The organism is Streptomyces sp. NBC_01232, assembly GCF_035989885.1.
Taxonomy (GTDB): domain Bacteria; phylum Actinomycetota; class Actinomycetes; order Streptomycetales; family Streptomycetaceae; genus Streptomyces.
Genome location: NZ_CP108518.1, coordinates 6,796,089 through 6,813,444, shown reverse-complemented (window position 1 = coordinate 6,813,444; position 17,356 = coordinate 6,796,089). Strand labels below are relative to the sequence as shown.

Annotated in this window: 14 protein-coding genes; 4 read left to right on the top strand and 10 right to left on the bottom strand. The window is 71.4% G+C overall.

The features are described 5' to 3' along the window. Nucleotides 1–45: 45 nt before the first annotated feature. Both OG444_RS31375 and OG444_RS31370 read right to left on the bottom strand, forming a co-directional pair. On the bottom strand, nucleotides 46–393 hold the full coding sequence (locus OG444_RS31375; protein WP_327265370.1) for a hypothetical protein: 348 nt from the start codon (nucleotides 391–393) through the stop codon (nucleotides 46–48). An 897-nt stretch (nucleotides 394–1,290) separates the two neighbouring features. Next, nucleotides 1,291–2,016, bottom strand: a complete 726-nt coding sequence (locus OG444_RS31370) for an SDR family NAD(P)-dependent oxidoreductase (RefSeq protein ID WP_327265369.1) — start codon at nucleotides 2,014–2,016, stop codon at nucleotides 1,291–1,293. Nucleotides 2,017–2,120: 104 nt separating this feature from the next. Between OG444_RS31370 and OG444_RS31365 the strand changes: the two genes are divergently transcribed. Then, nucleotides 2,121–2,960 carry a LysR family transcriptional regulator gene (locus OG444_RS31365; protein WP_327265368.1) on the top strand — a complete coding sequence of 280 codons (840 nt, stop codon included), beginning with the start codon at nucleotides 2,121–2,123 and terminating at the stop codon, nucleotides 2,958–2,960. A gap of 241 nt (nucleotides 2,961–3,201) precedes the next feature. Here the strand turns inward: OG444_RS31365 and OG444_RS31360 are convergent, their stop codons facing one another. The 5 genes from OG444_RS31360 to OG444_RS31340 form a co-directional block, all read right to left on the bottom strand. Beyond that, nucleotides 3,202–3,984 (bottom strand): SDR family NAD(P)-dependent oxidoreductase, encoded by a 783-nt coding sequence (locus OG444_RS31360; RefSeq protein ID WP_327265367.1) that lies wholly within the window; start codon nucleotides 3,982–3,984, stop codon nucleotides 3,202–3,204. A gap of 7 nt (nucleotides 3,985–3,991) precedes the next feature. Further along, a complete protein-coding gene (locus OG444_RS31355; protein WP_327265366.1) occupies nucleotides 3,992–5,167 on the bottom strand; it encodes an MAB_1171c family putative transporter in 1,176 nt (391 codons plus the stop codon). After that, nucleotides 5,157–5,657, bottom strand: a complete 501-nt coding sequence (locus OG444_RS31350) for a hypothetical protein (protein WP_327265365.1) — start codon at nucleotides 5,655–5,657, stop codon at nucleotides 5,157–5,159. The genes OG444_RS31355 and OG444_RS31350 overlap by 11 nt, the downstream gene beginning before the upstream one ends. A 313-nt stretch (nucleotides 5,658–5,970) precedes the next feature. Next, nucleotides 5,971–8,451, bottom strand: coding sequence for a Tex family protein (locus tag OG444_RS31345; RefSeq protein ID WP_327265364.1), 2,481 nt, complete (start codon nucleotides 8,449–8,451; stop codon nucleotides 5,971–5,973). A 106-nt stretch (nucleotides 8,452–8,557) separates the two neighbouring features. Then, nucleotides 8,558–9,421 carry an SCO6745 family protein gene (locus OG444_RS31340; protein ID WP_327265363.1) on the bottom strand — a complete coding sequence of 288 codons (864 nt, stop codon included), beginning with the start codon at nucleotides 9,419–9,421 and terminating at the stop codon, nucleotides 8,558–8,560. Between the two features lie 138 nt (nucleotides 9,422–9,559). Here OG444_RS31340 and OG444_RS31335 point away from each other — a divergent pair, with 138 nt between their 5' ends. Then, nucleotides 9,560–9,736 carry a hypothetical protein gene (locus OG444_RS31335; protein ID WP_327265362.1) on the top strand — a complete coding sequence of 59 codons (177 nt, stop codon included), beginning with the start codon at nucleotides 9,560–9,562 and terminating at the stop codon, nucleotides 9,734–9,736. Nucleotides 9,737–9,869: 133 nt separating this feature from the next. Further along, on the top strand, nucleotides 9,870–11,417 hold the full coding sequence (locus OG444_RS31330; RefSeq protein ID WP_327265361.1) for a M1 family metallopeptidase: 1,548 nt from the start codon (nucleotides 9,870–9,872) through the stop codon (nucleotides 11,415–11,417). 61 nt (nucleotides 11,418–11,478) lie between these two features. On the opposite strand, the gene OG444_RS31325 is transcribed toward OG444_RS31330, so the two are convergent. Continuing rightward, the gene (locus OG444_RS31325; protein WP_327265360.1) at nucleotides 11,479–12,375 is read right to left on the bottom strand and encodes an oxygenase MpaB family protein; all 897 of its coding nucleotides are present in this window, start codon (nucleotides 12,373–12,375) and stop codon (nucleotides 11,479–11,481) included. Between the two features lie 130 nt (nucleotides 12,376–12,505). Between OG444_RS31325 and sph the strand changes: the two genes are divergently transcribed. After that, nucleotides 12,506–13,495 (top strand): sphingomyelin phosphodiesterase, encoded by a 990-nt coding sequence (sph, locus tag OG444_RS31320; protein ID WP_327265359.1) that lies wholly within the window; start codon nucleotides 12,506–12,508, stop codon nucleotides 13,493–13,495. 60 nt (nucleotides 13,496–13,555) lie between these two features. Here sph and OG444_RS31315 read toward each other — a convergent pair whose 3' ends face one another. Together OG444_RS31315 and OG444_RS31310 are read right to left on the bottom strand one after the other, a co-directional pair. Next, nucleotides 13,556–15,235 carry a BCCT family transporter gene (locus OG444_RS31315; protein WP_327265358.1) on the bottom strand — a complete coding sequence of 560 codons (1,680 nt, stop codon included), beginning with the start codon at nucleotides 15,233–15,235 and terminating at the stop codon, nucleotides 13,556–13,558. Between the two features lie 212 nt (nucleotides 15,236–15,447). Beyond that, nucleotides 15,448–17,301 carry an AMP-dependent synthetase/ligase gene (locus OG444_RS31310; RefSeq protein ID WP_327265357.1) on the bottom strand — a complete coding sequence of 618 codons (1,854 nt, stop codon included), beginning with the start codon at nucleotides 17,299–17,301 and terminating at the stop codon, nucleotides 15,448–15,450. Nucleotides 17,302–17,356: the final 55 nt, after the last annotated feature.

The window sequence follows — 17,356 nt, the reverse complement described above, 5'->3', positions numbered from 1 at the left end:
CCCGGACAGGGCCCGCCGCACAGAGGTGATCAAGCGGTCGTGGGATTAGTCGAAAGCGCGCGACATGCTGGCCGCGCCGGTGTCGGCCTGAGTCGGCACACCGCCCCGGCGGAACATCTTCTCCTGAGCCCTCGGAGCGTGTCCGAACACCTTCTTGGCGCCGTCATAGGCCAGGTTGCCCACAACGCCCGCCCCGACCGCACGGCCGATGGCGGCCCAGCTGCGGGCCTCGATGCGGCCATCGCCGACAACGTTGTCGGGCTGAGTGGACGCTTCCTGGAAGGCGGCCGCGGTGGTTTCGTTCTTGGGTGCCGCAGACGCGCTGGTCGTCGCGACGGCCGTGGCGCAAACAGCCACCGCGAGTCCCGTGACCACAATCTTGACTCGGTTCATTTCATTCCTTTGTTTGGGATGCACTTATGGCAGAGAATGGGCCAGGAATTCCCGGCCCGTAACCAGAAGTTGATCATCACTTTACTGGGAAAAACGATCTTGGCAAGTTCCCGAAATCGCCGTCCATTTGATTGCGAATTCAAGAAGGCGAGGGCGTGCCATGCGTCTTGATTTCCGTCGATCTGCGGGCAGCACGACACTCCCCGACTGGGCCGGGGTCGATTATGTGCACTCAACGAAAGGGTCCGCTTTCGGGATGCCGCGGGATCCGATGGGCGTGCCTGTGAGACGGCAGCCGGGTAAATGCCTCAGCAGGCCGGCCACGGAACGGAAAGGGCTCGGCCGGGCAGTGGAGCCGAGTATCGCGGAATCCTGCGAAGACGGCCGACCGCACCAACTCGGGACTGCTCAGTCCTCTGGCATGGCCAGACCGGGAGCGACGCCCGCCGTGGGCGACTACAGAAGGCCGTGACAGGAGGGGCTGGACACCGATAAGGCGTCGGCCGAGCCCTCGTGGGACGGCAGGGAAAGCAGGGCGGTCATTGCCGTGACGAAAAGACGAACTGCACCCAGAGTGGTCAACTCTGAGCCTGGACCTGACACGAAACGCCCCCGCTAACGCTACAACCAGCAAAGATCAATGCCTCTTGCCCTGTGGGCCACCAAGGTTGATTTTGCGGTGAACTTGCATATCGACACCCTCACCGGAGCGTCGACCAAGATCATACCCACAAGTAATGTCCACTCCAAACCAATCGGAATAGTAGAATCCGTAACGGAATTTAGGTTCGGAATCAACAATTCCGGTCGCTTTGTTTTCCCTTCCCACACCGGCCGGATCATGCGGAAGGGCGCCGATCAGGCGGCCGACCGGCGTGGCCCCGGCCGCGCACACCGTCACCAGGGCACTGTTCCGCCGTCGTCGAAGAATCCGCCGGTCGGTCCGTCGTCGGGCAGGGTCGCGAGGCGCATCGCGATCGCCGCGCCCTGGTGGGGAGTGCGGACGCCCTGGAAGCCGTTGAGGTCGGTGGCGGTGAAGCCTGGGCAGCCGGAGTTGATCAGGATGCTGGTGTCGCTCAGTTCCTTGGCGTATTGGACGGTGACGGCGTTGAGGAAGGTCTTGGACGCCAAGTACGCAGTGGGAACCGGGCCCATGTCGATGCCGGGCGTGGTCTGCAGGGCGAGCGAGCCGACGCTGCTGGACATGTTCACGATCCGCGGCGATGCCGAGCCGCGCAGCATGGGCAGCATCGCGTTGGTGACGCGGATGACCCCGATCACGTTGGTTTCCACGACGACCCGTACGGTCGCGGGATCGACCGTGGTGGGCGTCTGCGGCATGCCGCCGGTGATCGCGGCGTTGTTGACCAGGACGTCGAGCCCTCCGGCGCGGTCGGCGATCAGCTCGGCCGCGGCGGCCGCACTTGCGTCGTCCGCCACGTCGAGCGGCACGCCGAACGCATCGGCCCCGGCTGCGCGCAGCTTCTCCACCGCGGCGTCGCGGCGCTGTTGATCCCGCGCGCCCACGCCGATCCGCCAGCCGAGGGCGCCCAGGCCGGCCGCGATCTCGTATCCGATTCCTTTGTTCGCACCGGTCACCAGCGCGATCGTCTGTTCACTCATGTCGTCAAGCGTGGTGCGGACCCGGGCGGGACGTCCAAGACCGACTGGGTGGGCGGCGATACCGCACGGATATCGGTCGTGGTGAGCGCCGGTACGATGACGCGGTGGAGACGCGGGAGTTGCGATACTTCGTCGCCGTCGCGCAGGAGTTGCACTTCGGGCGGGCGGCGCAGCGGCTCGCCATGGCGCAGCCACCGCTGTCGCGGGCGATCCAGCAGCTCGAGCGGCGGCTCGGAGTGGTTCTGCTGCACCGCACTGCTCGCGCGGTCGCCCTGACCGAGGCCGGGTCGGTGCTTCTGCGGGAGGCCCGGGCCGCGCTCGACGCGGTCGAGGCCGCCGAACGCCGCACCCGTCGCGCAGCTGCCGAGCTGCCCGGTGTGGTGCTGGCCACGAAAGCCGGAGCGTCCAGCGAACTCTTGTCGAAGCTGCTGGACGCCTACGCCGCCGAGCCCGGCGCGGTCCCCGTCGAGGTGATGCTGTGCGGGCCCGGCGAGCAGGAAAGGATGCTGCGCGACGGGCGTGCCGACGTTGCCCTGCTCCAGCGGCCCTTCGACACGACGGCCGGACTCGACGCCGAGGACCTGCACACCGAACAGCAGGTCGTGGTCCTGCCCGCGGGGCACCCCTTGGCGAGCCGACCCCGTATGTCGATGGCCGAGGTCACCACCCTGACGGACCTGCCCCTGCCACGCTGGCCCCGACGGGGCGGGGGCTATCCGGACGGACCCGGCCCGCAGGTGCGCGACCACACCCAGCTGTTCCAGCTGATCGCGCTCGGACGGGCCTGCGCGGTCGTGCCCGAGTCCCTCCGAGCCCACCTGCGCGACGATCATGCGACGGTGCCGGTGCCGGACGCACCGGCTGTCACGACCGTCATCGCCTGGCCACCGCACAGCAGGTCCAGAGCCGTCGCCGACCTCGTCCGCACCGCGACACGCCTCTAGGTCCTGTCGTCAAGGTCCCGCCTGGCCCGCGGCGCTCCTTCGACGACAGGACCTGGCAGGCGGCAGGAGCGGGTAGCCGGAGGATCGGTGTCGAGCATGGGTGCCGAAGACCGAAGATCCCCTACCGTGATCGATGTGGGGTCCTTTCCGACCTCAGTCGGCTGCTGGGCCGTCGCTTTCGGATCTCGCTCCCCCAGCTGCCTCCGGATGACCGCCCGGGGCCGGGCGGACGGGGCCGTGGCTACTCGGCCGGCGCCCGGCGCTTGCGGGCCATCCTTGCGGCCACGAACGTGCGCGGCAGGTGCCGGGCGGCCAGGGCGTAGGCGCGGTAGCGGTGGCCCGTGATGCTGACCGGGCGGCGCAGGGCCAGGTCCTTCAGGGCCTGATCGACCACGGCCTCCGGTTCCAGCCAGACCGCGTCGCGCAGCGCGCTGACGTCCATGCCGGCGCGCTGCTGGAACTCGGTGCGGGTGAAGCCGGGGACCACGGCCAGCACGCGGACCCCGTACGGGGCCATGTCCACCCGGAGCGACTCGCTGAAGGCGGTGATCCAGGCCTTGGCGGCCCCGTAGGTCCCGGTCGGCAGGAGGCCCGCCACCGAGGAGACGTTGAGGACGGCGCCCCGGCGGCGCGCGCGCAGACCCGGCAGCACCGCGTGGGTGAGCCGGAGCGGGACCTTGACCAGGAGGTCGAGCATCCGCTCCTCGTCCTCGACCGGGTTGTACGGGAAGGGGGCGGGCAGTCCGAAGCCCGCGTTGTTGACCAGGATGTCCACGGGCCGGGCCGGGTCGGCGAGCCGTTCGGCGACGGTGGCGCAGTCCGCCGCGTCCAGCAGGTCGGCGGGCAGCACTTCGGACACGGTGCCGTACTCCCGGGCCAGTCCGGCGGCGACGGCGTCGAGCCGGTCCTTGTCGCGGGCGACGAGGACCAGGTCGCAGCCCTTGGCCGCGAAGCCCCGGGCGAAGGCCGCGCCCAGTCCGGCGCTGGCCCCGGTGATCAGTACGGTGGTCGCTGCGGTCGTCAAGACGGGTTCACTTCCTTGTGGTGGCGGGAGCGGCGTACGCCTGGGCGACGTCGACGAGGAACCGGGCCTCGTCCGCCAGGTCCCCGCCCTCCTGCGAGGTGTGGATCGCGGCGGGCAGTTCCAGCGCGGCCGCCTCGCCCGGCTGCCCGGGCGCTCCGTCGAGCTTCGCCTGCCGCGCCTCGCGCAGTACGCGGGCCAGCGCGGCGGCGGTGGCCCGCTGCTCGGGGATGCCGTGCCCGGCGGCCCGGCCGCGGGCGTGTTCCAGGGCGCCCGGGGTGACGTACTCCCCCAGGATCAGGATCGCGTCGCGCGTCTCGATGACCTTGCGGTAGACAAGCAGGTTGCGCGGGACCGGCGGCCACAGCAGTTCCACCAGCCGGCCGGCCCGCGGCTTGTTGAGGGCGACGTGCGGGACCGCCTCGACCAGTTCGCGCCACAGCGGCCACAGCCGCCAGGCGGTGACGATGTCGGCGAAGGTGCGGCGGAGGGTGAACAGGGTGGGCACGAGGATCGCGGCGGCGCGCAGCAGGCCGTGCAGGTTCATCAGGAGCGGCAGGGCGGGCATCGCCCAGGTGCTGCCGAACAGGGCCTTGAGCAGGTACGCCAGCCAGAACAGCCCGGCGAGCGCGGTGCCGAGGCCGAACAGCCGCAGTCCGGCGGCCAGGCCCCGGCTCTCGGTACGGCGGCTGTAGCGCCAGCACAGCGCCACGCAGACGGTGTTGGCGACCACGTGCGCGGAGATCAGCACCAGCCAGTAGGCGAGGGAGGGAACCGGTTCGCCGGCCGGCGGCATGGTGTGCGTGCCGTGGGCGGGCGCGGCCGCGTCCAGGACCAGGAGCGCGGTGAGCCAGGCCACGGTGGCCGTGCAGGCGGTGAGCTGGAGCCGGCGGCCGCGGGTGGTGGCGGCCACGAAGTAGAGGACGGCGCCCGCCGACAGCACCCCGATGAGGTTGCGGACGAGACCGATGGTGTGGGCGTAGCCCGGGCCGCGTTCCATCGCGTACGAGACGACGTCCGGGAGGTTGAGGGTCATCGCGGCCGCGGCGGTGGCGACGGCCAGCCACAGGCCGCGCTGCTGGGGGGAGCGCAGGGCTCCGGGGGCGCGGAGCAGGACGGCGGCCCACAGGCAGACCACGCCGGGGACGGCGAGCCAGTTGCCGAAGGCGGTGAGGTCAGCCGACATCGTTGCCCCGCACGTACCCCATGGCGGACTCCAGCCGGGCCAGGGTGCCGCGCTCGCTGGACGCGGACCGCGGGCCGGAGTTCGCCGTGCGGATGCGGATCATGCTGGCGAGCATCTCCGCCTCCTGTTCCTGCCGGGTGGTGTAGTTGGTGCGCCCGAGCACGACGGGGGCGGCCCCGTCTGTCTCCTCGCCCTCCAGGGAGTGGTGGCCGAAGAGGATGTGGCCGAGCTCGTGGAGGACGATGTGCTCCCGGTGCAGCGGGGTGGTCTGCGCCTCGTAGAAGACGTAGTCGACGCTGGCCGTGCCCACCCACAACCCGCAGACCCCGGACTCCGCCGCCTCCTTGGGCAGGGGATGGAGCTCGATGGGGCGTCCGCGCCGCTCGGCGATGCGCCGGCAGAGGGCGTCGAGGGAGAACGGGTGGGTCAGATCCAGATGGCCGAGAATCTGCTCGCACCTTTTGCGGATGCTGAGTTGCCGGTGGGGCATGTGATCCCTCTTCGGACCCTTTCCGGGGCAACGGCGGTAGGCGTGTGTGGGCATGGGCATGACGTCCTGTGCCTTCGAGGCGGCCTCGGGGAATACGGTCCTGAGGGGAAAACACGGAAGCCCGTCCGCCGAGTGACGAACGGGCGTTCCACCATGCCTACAGATCTTGTACGCGAATTGGCAAGGCAAGTCCCCAGGTGGGGAAGCTATTCAGCCACCCGGTGCGAAGAACTTCCCGCGCCGGGTGGCTGCAAGACGCCCCCTGGTGCTGCTCCGAGACGGTCCGGCCTGATCGCCCCCAGGAGGCCAGGACCTAGCGCTTGCGGCGCTCGTCGGGGGTGGTGAGTCCCGCGCGGCGCAGGGCGTCGGCCATCGCGCTGTTGGCGGGGGCGGGAGCGGCGGAGCCGCCCTGCCTCCGGCCCTGGCCGCCGCCCTGGCCCTGGTTCCGGCCCTGGCCACCGCCCTGGCCGCCCTGGCCGCCCTGGCCGCCCTGGCCCTGGTTCCGGCCGCCCTCGCGGGCACCGGCCCCGCCGCGCTGCTGCGGAGGACGGCCACCGCCGCCACCGCCGCCCCGCCGGTCGTCGCGCTGCCTGGGGGCGCCCGCCCCGCGCTCCGCCCCGGCCTCGTCCTCCAGCCGCAGGGTCAGTGAGATCCGCTTGCGCGGGATGTCCACGTCCATGACCTTCACCCGGACGATGTCGCCCGGCTTGACCACGTCCCGGGGGTCCTTGACGAAGTTCTTCGACAGCGCCGAGACGTGCGCCAGCCCGTCCTGGTGGACGCCGATGTCGATGAAGGCGCCGAAGGCGGCCACGTTGGTGACGACTCCCTCCAGGATCATCCCGGGGGCCAGGTCGCCGATCTTCTCCACACCCTCCTTGAAGGTGGCCGTCTTGAAGGCGGGACGCGGGTCGCGGCCCGGCTTCTCCAGCTCGCGCAGGATGTCCGTGACGGTGGGCAGACCGAAGGCCTCCGTGACGAACTGCTCCGGCCGCAGGGACCGCAGGACGCCGGAGTTGCCGATCAGGGCCGCCACCTCGCCGCCCGCCGTCCTGCCCATGGCCCGGACGACCGGATAGGCCTCGGGGTGCACGGACGAGGCGTCCAGCGGGTCGTCCCCGCCGCGGATCCGCAGGAAGCCCGCGCACTGCTCGTACGCCTTCGGGCCGAGCCGGGCCACGTCCTTGAGCCCCTTGCGGCTGCGGAAGGGGCCGTTGGCGTCACGGTGGGACACGATGTTCTCGGCGAGGCCCCCGCTGATGCCCGACACCCGCGAAAGAAGCGGCGCGGAGGCGGTGTTGACGTCCACACCGACACCGTTCACACAGTCCTCGACGACCGCGTCGAGCGAGCGCGAGAGCTTCACCTCTGACAGGTCGTGCTGGTACTGGCCCACGCCGATCGACTTGGGGTCGATCTTCACCAGCTCGGCGAGCGGGTCCTGCAGGCGGCGGGCGATGGAGACCGCGCCGCGCAGCGACACGTCCATGCCGGGGAGTTCCTGCGAGGCGAAGGCGGAGGCCGAGTACACGGAGGCGCCCGCCTCCGAGACCATCACCTTGGTGAGGTTCAGCTCCGGGTGGCGCGTGATGAGGTCCCCGGCCAGCTTGTCGGTCTCGCGGGAGGCCGTGCCGTTGCCGATGGCGACGAGCTCGACGGCATGCTCCTTCGCGAGGCGGGCGAGCTTGGCGAGCGACTCGTCCCACTTGTTGGCGGGCACGTGCGGGTAGATCACGTCCGTGGCCACGACCTTGCCGGTCGCGTCCACCACGGCGACCTTCACGCCGGTACGGAAACCGGGGTCCAGGCCGAGCGTCGCCCGGGTGCCGGCGGGGGCCGCGAGCAGCAGGTCGCGCAGGTTGGACGCGAAGACGCGTACGGCCTCGTCCTCGGCGGCCTGCCGCAGCCGCATCCGCAGGTCGATGCCGAGGTGCACCTGGATCTTCGTGCGCCAGGCCCAGCGGACCGTGTCGCCCAGCCACTTGTCGCCGGGGCGGCCTCGGTCGTTCACCCCGAAGCGGCGGGCGATCATGCCCTCGTACGTGGACGGTCCGGGCGTCTCGCTCGGCTCCTCCGGCTCCAGCGTGAGGTCGAGGACGTCCTCCTTCTCGCCGCGCAGCATGGCCAGGACGCGGTGCGAGGGCAGCGCGGTGAACGGCTCGGCGAAGTCGAAGTAGTCGGCGAACTTGGCGCCCGCCTCCTCCTTGCCCTCCCGGACCTTCGCCGCGAGCCGGCCCCGGCCCCACATGCGCTCGCGGAGCTCACCGATCAGGTCCGCGTCCTCGCCGAACCGCTCGGTGAGGATGGCCCGGGCGCCCTCCAGGGCGGCCGCCGGGTCGGCGACGCCCTTGTCGGCGTCGACGAAGGCGGCCGCGGCGGCGGCCGGTTCCACCGACGGGTCGGCCAGCAGGCCCTCGGCGAGCGGCTCCAGACCGGCCTCGCGGGCGATCTGCGCCTTGGTGCGCCGCTTGGGCTTGAAGGGCAGGTAGATGTCCTCCAGCCGGGCCTTGGTGTCGGCCGCGCCGATGCGCGCCGCCAGTTCGTCGGTGAGCTTGCCCTGCTCCCGTACGGAGTCCAGGACCGCCGCACGGCGGTCCTCCAGCTCGCGCAGATACCGCAGCCGCTCCTCGAGGGTGCGCAGCTGGGCGTCGTCGAGCATCTCGGTCGCTTCCTTGCGGTAGCGCGCGATGAACGGCACGGTGGAGCCGCCGTCGAGCAGCTCCACGGCGGCCCTGACCTGCCGCTCCCGTACGCCGAGCTCCTCGGCGATCCTGCCTTCGATGGACATCGTCACGATCGGGTCCCGCCTGCCTTCGTTTGCACTGGAAGGCTGCCAATTGTGGCAGGTGGCGGTGACGGACGGCGGGAGCCCCGTCCGCCCCGGCGGTCGGACCCGGCCGTCAGGCCCGGCCGAAGAGGTCGCGCGGGAAGGCCCCGGCGCCGACCGCCTTCGTGACGAAGCCGCCGCCGAGTTCGGCGAGACGGGCCAGTCCCTGCTCGCCCAGGTGCTCGTACGGGGCCGCGTCGAGGCGGTCGGTGTCCGCCTCCAGGCGCTCGCGCACGGCCTTGCCCTCGTCGGTGAGCCCGCCGTCCGCGTCGAGGATGCCGCGCTCGCGCAGCCGGCCGGTCGCGGCGTCCAGGTCGGACTCCTCCCAGCCTCGGGTGGCCTTGATCCACTTCGTGGTCATGCCGCGGCCGGTGGCGGTGTGGCTGACCAGGGCCTCCACCGGGTCCAGGCCGGCGAACAGCAGGGCGGCGAGGTGGCCGTCGCCGCGGTGCTCGCGCAGCAGGGTGGTGGCGTGCCACAGGCGCAGGTGCGGGGCGTCGGGTACGGGCAGGTCTGCGTGGGCCGCGTAGAGCGCGCGGGCGTGCCGGGTGCAGCCCTCGGTCGCGCGCACGGCCAGGTCGGCGGCCTCGGCCATCTCCGGCGAGTCGACGGTCTCGGGGCCGAGCAGCCGGCGCAGGGTGCTGTCGGCGGCCCGCAGCCGGGCGGCGAGGACCTGCTCGGGCGTGGCGGTGTCCCACACGGCGGGCAGGTGCCGGGCGAGCAGGTCGTGGCGGTAGTTGTAGAAGGCGGCGGTCACCGTGCCGGGGCCGACGGCGCCCATGGCGGCGGCGCGGCCGGCGAGGTTGACCGCGACCGGGTCCGTGACACCGAGAGCTGCGAGCTCCTTGGCGAGATCCGGTGAGAAGTAGATCGTCGCGTGCAGCGGGTTGATCGCAGCATGCCAACAGCGACGGGCGGCGAGCAGGGGAAGTGTCATGCCCGGCAGGCTACCGACTGCTTGGTATGCCGGGTAGGGCGGGGCTCGAAGGTGACCCTCTTCTCCCTGGCCTCCCTCCCGCGGTCCGTGCGGCCCGATTCGGCCGATCCGCACGCCCGGTTGTGACTGCCGGGCACGGTGTCCCTCGTCCCCGGCGCCCTCCTCGGCGTCGGCTGCGCCTTCGTCGGCGGGGCCCCGAGCCGGTGGCTGCGCCGCAGGCCACGGGCCGTGGCCCGGCGGCACCGGGTCGTCGGCGGGGTGTACCCGACGCTCGGCGTCCTCGCCGCCGCCGCGGCGCTGCCGGTCGGCCCGTGACGGCCGAATGGCGATCGTGTGACAGGAGGGGCCATGGACATGACCTGAGCGGCCAAGGGTGAATACGGTCGAGCGACAAGGCCTTGAACCAGTCTGTGAACCGATCTGTCTCCCCTACCACTTGGAGCCATTCGTGCACCGCAAAGTCATCGCCCCGAGCGTGCTCGCCGCTTCCCTCCTGCTGGTGATCCCGGCGTCGGCGGCGAGTTCCGGTCCGGGCGCCCCGGGTATCGGCGATCCCTACTACCCGGCCAGCGGCAACGGCGGATACGACGTGTCGCACTACGACCTGCGCCTGCAGTACCAGCCGAAGACGGACCTGCTCGAAGGCACGGCCACCCTGCTGGCCACCGCCAAGCAGGACCTCTCCCGCTTCAACCTCGACTTCGGCCTGCAGGTCAGCGAGATCAGGGTCAACGGGGTCAAGGCGAAGTTCGCCACGTCCGGTTCCCACGAGCTGGAGGTCACCCCGGCGAAGCCGCTGGCGCGCAACACCCCGCTGTCCGTCGTCGTCAAGTACGCCGGCAAGCCCTCCGAGCTGAAGGTGGACGGCTGGACGGCCTGGCAGCGCACGCCCGACGGCGGGGTGGCGGCCCAGGAGCCCGACTCCGCGGTCTGGTGGTTCCCCAGCAACGACCACCCGCTGGACAAGGCCACCTTCGACATCTCGGTCAACGTGCCCGACGGCACCCAGGCGATCAGCAATGGCGTGCTCCAGTCCCAGACTTCGCGGCTCGGCTGGACCCGGTACAACTGGCGCTCCAACAAGCCGCAGGCGACCTATCTGGCCACCCTCGCCGTCGGCAAGTTCGACATCACCACCGACAGGACGGCGAGCGGGCTGCCGATCCTCAACGCGTACAGCAAGGACCTCGGCGACAACGCGGGCGCGGCGCGCGCGAGCGTGGAGCGGACCGGTGAGGTCGCCGAATGGCTGGAGGGCGTCTTCGGTCCGTACCCCTTCAACGCACTGGGCGGCTACGTGCCGAACGTGACCGCCGGTTTCGCCCTGGAGACCCAGACGCGGCCGTTCTACGGCCCGGGGCAGTTCCGCAACGGGGCCAACGTCTCGGTGGTCGTGCACGAGCTGGCCCACCAGTGGTACGGCGACAGCGTGTCCGTCGAGGGCTGGAAGGACATCTGGATCAACGAGGGCTTCGCCCGCTACAGCCAGTGGCTGTGGTCCGAGAAGGAGGGCGAGGGCACGGCGCAGGAGCTCGCCGACTGGGCCTACTCCGTGCGCCCGGCCGAGGACGCGTTCTGGCAGGTCAAGCCGGGCGACCCGGGCCCGGAGAACCAGTTCCACGGAGCCGTCTACGACCGTGGCGCCATCGCCCTGCAGGCGCTGCGCAACGAGATCGGCGACGAGAAGTTCTTCGAGATCCTGAAGGGCTGGCCGGCCGAGCGGGCCTACGGCAATGCCAAGGTCGGGGACTTCGTCCGGTACGCCGAGAAGGTCTCGAAGAAGCCCCTCGCGCAGCTCTTCGAGACCTGGCTCTACACCCCGGGGAAGCCGGCGGCCTCGGCCCTCAACCCGTCGGCTGCCAAGCCCGCGGCCCGCTCGCCGCAGCAGGCCGCCCCGGCGAAGCCCGCGGCGGAGCCCAAGTCCTGGAAGAAGATCGCGGAGACGAACACGATCCACGACACCGAGCACGGCTCCGGGCCCGGCCACCGGCACTGAGTCCGCGCCGGCCGGACCCCGTACGCGGCTCCCGCTCCCCGCGGGGGCCGCGTGCGTCGTATCAGCGGCGGCCCGCATGCCACGCGGCCCGCGCCCGGTAGGCGATCGGCAGGTACCGCAGCCGCTCCGGCAGCAGCGGTACGAGGATCCGTACGGCCGCGCTGAACCGCCGGAGCGTGCGCTCCTGGGCGGGGCTCCACTCCAGCCCGATCGCGGCGCGGGCCTCGGGCGGCATGTAGCCGACGGTGACGAAGGCCCGCAGGCGCAGGAAGGCGGCCCGCAGCACCGGCCAGGTGAGCCGCAGCAGCAGACGCACGGCGGGCGAGCCGGCCTCCGGCCGGGGCAGCTTCACCTCGGTGGAGATCAGCTCGCGGGCGACCGCGGTGGGCTCGATCTCCTCGGCCAGCATCCGGCCCCAGTACGTCCAGTACTCCTCGATGCTCTGCGGCATGTCCCGGTCGCGCAGGCCCAGGATCCGGCCGACCTGGAGCCACTCCCGGTAGAGCTGTCGTTCCTGGGCGGGGGTGAAGCGGCGCAGCAGGTACCGCCCGGCGTACAGGTAGACCGGGAAGCCGGTGGCGTGCACCCAGGCGTAGCAGGCGGGGTCGAGGGAGTGGTAGCGGCGGCCGCGGGTGTCGGTGCCCTGGATGTCCTTGTGCAGGCGGCGCACCCGGCGGCCCTCCTCGGCGGCCTCCTCGCCGCCGTACACCCACAGCTGGACCGACCGCAGGGAACGCTCGCCGCGGCCCCAGGGGTCGGTGCGGAAGACGGAGTACTCGTCGACACCGGCCGCGATCGCGGGGTGGGCGACCTGCATGGTGAAGGCGGCGGGCAGCATCAGCAGGGCCCGGACGTCTCCGGCGATCGTCCACAGGACCCCGCCGGGCGGCGGCGGCTCGGGTTCGTTGCGGCGCGAGGCCGCAGGTCCGGCGGGGTGTGCGGGGTCCGTCTTCGTCATGGGACAAGTATGCGAGCACCGGACGGCCGTCTTACGGACAGAAAGTCTCTGCACGGGTGTTACCCAGAGGTAACTGGTGCTGCTTGTATGACGGCGTCGATCTTCCCCTGCAGGAATGATGGAGACCTTCATGCTGCTTTCCTCGCCCCGCTCGCGCCGCGCCGCCGCCACGGCCGTCGCCGCGGTCGCCGCAGGCGCGCTGGCCGTCACCACCGCCCCGTCCGCCACGGCGGCGGAGAGCGCCGCGCCCCCGCGGCTCAGCGTCCTGTCGTACAACGTGTTCCTGATGAGCAAGAACCTGTACCCCAACTGGGGCCAGGACCACCGGGCCGCGGAGATCCCCAAGGCGTCCTTCTACAAGGGCCACGACGTGGTCGTCCTCCAGGAGGCCTTCGACAACAGCTCCTCGGACGCGCTGAAGGCGAACTCCGCCGCGCAGTACCCGTACCAGACCCCGGTCGTCGGCCGCAGCAAGAGCGGCTGGGACGCCACGGGCGGCGCGTACTCCTCCACCACCCCGGAGGACGGCGGCGTCACGGTCCTGAGCAAGTGGCCGATCCTCCGCAAGGAGCAGGTCGTCTACAAGGACGCCTGCGGCGCCGACTGGTGGTCCAACAAGGGCTTCGCCTACGTCGTGCTGAACGTGAACGGCACCAGGGTGCACGTGGTCGGTACGCACGCCCAGTCCACCGACCCCGGCTGCGGCGCGGGCCAGGCCGCCGAGATGCGCGCCCGTCAGTTCCGGGCCGTGGACGCCTTCCTCGACGGGAAGAACATCCCCGCGAACGAGCAGGTCATCGTGGCGGGCGACCTCAACGTCGACTCGCGCACGCCCGAGTACGCGAGCCTGCTCGCCAACGCCGACCTGGCCGACTCCGACACGCGCACGGGTCACCCGTACTCCTTCGACACCGCGCTGAACTCCATAGCGAAATACCGCTACCCGACGGACCCGCGCGAGGACCTGGACTACGTCCTCTACCGCAAGGGCAACGCCCGCCCGGCGGGCTGGGAGAACAACGTGGTGAAGGAGCAGTCGGCGCCCTGGACGGTCTCCAGCTGGGGCACGTCCTACACCTACGACAACCTCTCCGACCACTACCCGCTGATCGGACGCTAGGCCGCCGGCCTCGCCTTCGGGCCGGGCCGGGCCGGCGCGGCCCGGTCCGAAGGCGCGCCGTCATGACCGGCCGTCGGGCGGCGGGGACGCGGAGGACGACTGCGCCGCGTCCGCGTCCGGACCGCCGGACGGGCCGATGCGGATCTCGAATTCGCCGTCGTACTCCTCCTGGCCCGCGGCCACGGCCACGGCCACGGCCTCCTCGCCCTGTTCGTCCTGGATGATGAGCGGGTCCCGGCGCAGGTCGCGCATGAGCGCCACGCACATACCGATCATGACCAGGGTGAACGGTGCCGCGACCAGGATCGTCAGGTTCTGCAGTCCGGCGAGCGCGTCGCCCTCGCCGTTGCCGATGAGCAGCATGATCGCCGCGACGGCGCCGGTGACCACGCCCCAGAAGACGATCACCGGCCTGGACGGTTCGAGGACGCCCTTCTGCGAGAGCGTGCCCATCACGATGGAGGCGGCGTCCGCGCCGGAGACGAAGAAGATCGCGACGAGGACCATGACCAGCAGGCTCATGACCGTGGCGGCGGGGAACTGCTGGAGCAGCCCGAAGAGCTGCCCCTCGGGGGTGCTCTCCCGGGGGAGGTCGCCGCTCTCCCGGAGCTTCATGGCCGTGCCGCCGAAGACGCAGAACCACAGCAGGCTGACCGTGCTCGGTACGAGGATGACGCCGCCGATGAACTGCCGGATGGTGCGGCCGCGGCTGATCCGGGCGATGAACATGCCGACGAACGGGGTCCAGGAGATCCACCAGGCCCAGTAGAAGACCGTCCAGCTGCCCAGCCAGTCGGCGACCTCGCCGGCGCCGGTGGCCTCGGTGCGGCCGATGAGCTGGGGGAGGTCTCCGAGGTAGGCGCCCAGGGACGTCGGCAGGAGGTCGAGCACGAAGATGGTCGGCCCGGCGATGAACACGAAGACGACGAGCACGAGGGCGAGCACCATGTTGATGTTCGACAGCCATTGGATGCCCCGCTCCACGCCGGAGACCGCGGAGGCGACGAAGGCGACGGTCAGGACGGCGATGACGCCCACGAGGAGCGCGGTGCCGACCGTCTCCATCCACCCCAGCTCCTGGATCCCGCTGCCGATCTGGAGCGCCCCGAGGCCCAGTGAGGCGGCGGATCCGAAGAGGGTGGCGAAGATCGCCACGATGTCGATGACCCGGCCGGCCCCGCCGTGGGCGTGCCGGGCCCCGATCAGCGGCTCGAACACGGCACTGATCGTCTGGCGGCGGTCGCGGCGGAACGTGCTGTAGGCGATGGCGAGCCCGACGACGGCGTAGATGGCCCAGGGATGGAGCGTCCAGTGGAACAGGGTGGTGGCCATCGCCGTCTGGATCCGCTCGGCGGAGTCGGCCGGATGCGTGCCGGGCGGGGGCACCTCGTAGTGCGTCAGGGGTTCACTCACGCCGTAGAACATGAGCCCGATGCCCATGCCGGCGCTGAACATCATGGCGACCCAGGAGACGGTACGGAACTCCGGGACCTCGTCCTCGTGGCCGAGGCGGATCCTGCCGTAGCGGCTGATCGCCAGCCAGAGGGCGAAGACGACGAAGGCGCTGGCGGCGAGCACGAAGGCCCAGCCGCCGTTGTGGATGAGCCCTTCGAGCAGGTGGCTCGACACGCTCTCCAGCGAATCGGTGGCCACGGCGCCCCACAGCACGAAGGCGAGGGTCAGGCCCGCGGTGACCCCGAAGACCACCTTGTCCGTGCGGGAACCTTGATCGGCCGGCAACGAAGCCCCCTTCCCCGGAGGACTGGACCTGAAGAGCGTGACAAAACGTCATGCACTCCAGATTTAAGCCCATATCGGCCCACGAAGGCCGCAGGTCACCTGCGCGGCGGTTCACCGGGGCGGGGCGGGGGCGGGGGGAGAGAGCGGGGGTCTGGGTGGTCGGAGCACCGGTGCGGTGGGCTCAGTCCCGCTCACCGCACCGGTGCGTCCGGTTACGCGGACTCGTACGGCTCCTCGTACGGCTCCTCGTACAGGCCGTCTATCAGTGCGCCGTACTTGTCGCGGACCACCCGGCGGCGGAGCTTGAGCGAGGGCGTGAGCTCCCCGGTCTCGGGACCCCATTCCTCGGTCAGCAGCCGGTACCGCTTGATCTGCTCGGTCCGGTTCAGCCGGGCGTTGGCCGCCTCCACCGCGCGGGCGATCTCCTCGCGTACGGCGGGGTGCGCGGCGAGCTCCGCCGCGGAAGCGGCCTCGATGCCCCGGGCCGCGGCCCAGACCGGGGCCAGCTCCGGGTCCAGGACCAGGAGGGCGACGAGGTAGGAACGGCCGTCGCCGTGGACCAGGGCCTGCCCGATGAGCGGGTGCTCCTTGACCGTGTTCTCCACCAGGGCCGGCGAGACGTTCTTTCCGTTCGAGGTGATGATCAGCTCCTTCTTGCGGTCGGTCAGCCAGAGGTACCCGTCCTCGTCGAGCCGGCCGATGTCCCCCGTCGGGAACCACTCCTCGTCGTCGCAGGCGCTCTCCACCGAGCCGTCCGGCCGCAGGTAGCCGCCGAAGACGGTCGCCCCCCGGGTGAGGATCTCCCCGTCCTCGGCCAGTCTCAGCTCCAGCCCCTCGATCGCGCGGCCCACCGAGCCGAGCCGGAAGCCGTCCGGGCTGTTGACCGTGCACACGCCCGAGGTCTCGGTCAGTCCCCAGGCGTCCATGATGGTGATGCCCCAGCCGGCCCAGAAGCGGACCACGTCGATCGGCATCGGCGCGGTGGCGCTGGCCGTCCACATCAGCCGGTCCATGCCCGCCAGCCCCAGCAGCGGGTCCAGCACCTGCTGTTTGGCCCCCGCGTACGAGGCTTCGAGCTCGGCCGGTACCTCCTCGCCGCGCTCCAGGTGCGCGGCCCGGGCGCGGGCCAGGTCGTTCGCGGCCTCGATGGCCGAGCGCTGCTCCTCGGGGAGCTGCGCGAGGACCGCGCGGACCGAGGCGGCGAGCTTCTCCCACACCCGGGGCACGCCGAAGAACTGCACCGGGTGCAGCTCGCGGACGGCCCCCGACACGGCGGCGGGGTCGGCGCACAGCCGTACGTGCGAGGCCCGCAGCAGGGGCAGGTAGATGCCGAGGACGCGCTCGGCGATGTGCGCGAACGGCAGGTAGCAGATGTGCTCGGCGTGCTCGGGCAGGTCCACGTGCCGGTCCAGTCGGATCGCCTGGAGCATGAGGTTGCGGTGGGTCAGCCGCACGCCCTTCGGGTCGCCGGTGGTGCCGGAGGTGTAGACGACGGTCAGCGGGTCTTCGGGGCGGGTCTCCTGCCAGGCCTTCTCGAAGGCGTCGGCGCGGTGGAGGCGGGCGCCGCCCGCGTGCAGGGAGCCGTAGGTGGAGTGGGCGCCGGCCTCGGCCGCTTCGGCCACGACGAGACGCTCCAGGGGCACGGCGCCGTCGGCCAGCAGCGGCTCCCACCGCAGGAGTTCGCGGGCGCCCTCGACGACCGCGAGCCGGGCCCGGCTGTGGCGGGCGATGTGGGCGATCTGCTCGGGCGCGGAGGTTCCGTACACGGTGACGGGCACGGCGCCGAGGTGGACGAGGGCGAGGTCGCTGAGCCAGTGCTCGGGGCGGTTGCCCATCATCATCAGCACGTGTTCGCCGCGCTCGACGCCGAGGGCGGCGTACCCGGAGGCGAGGACGGCGACCTTGCGGCGCACCTCGCTCCAGGTGAGGGTCGTCCACTCGGCGGCGTCGGGGCCGGACCGCCACGAGAGGGCGGGGAGCTCCCCGTACTCGGCGGCGTTGCGGGCCAGCAGGGCCGGCACGGTGATCTCTTCGGGTCGTCCGGGCAGTCGCAGGTTCGTGGTCATGGGCAGCTCCTGGCCGTTTCACATCGTTGGTGCGACAGCAATACTGTTGAACCCA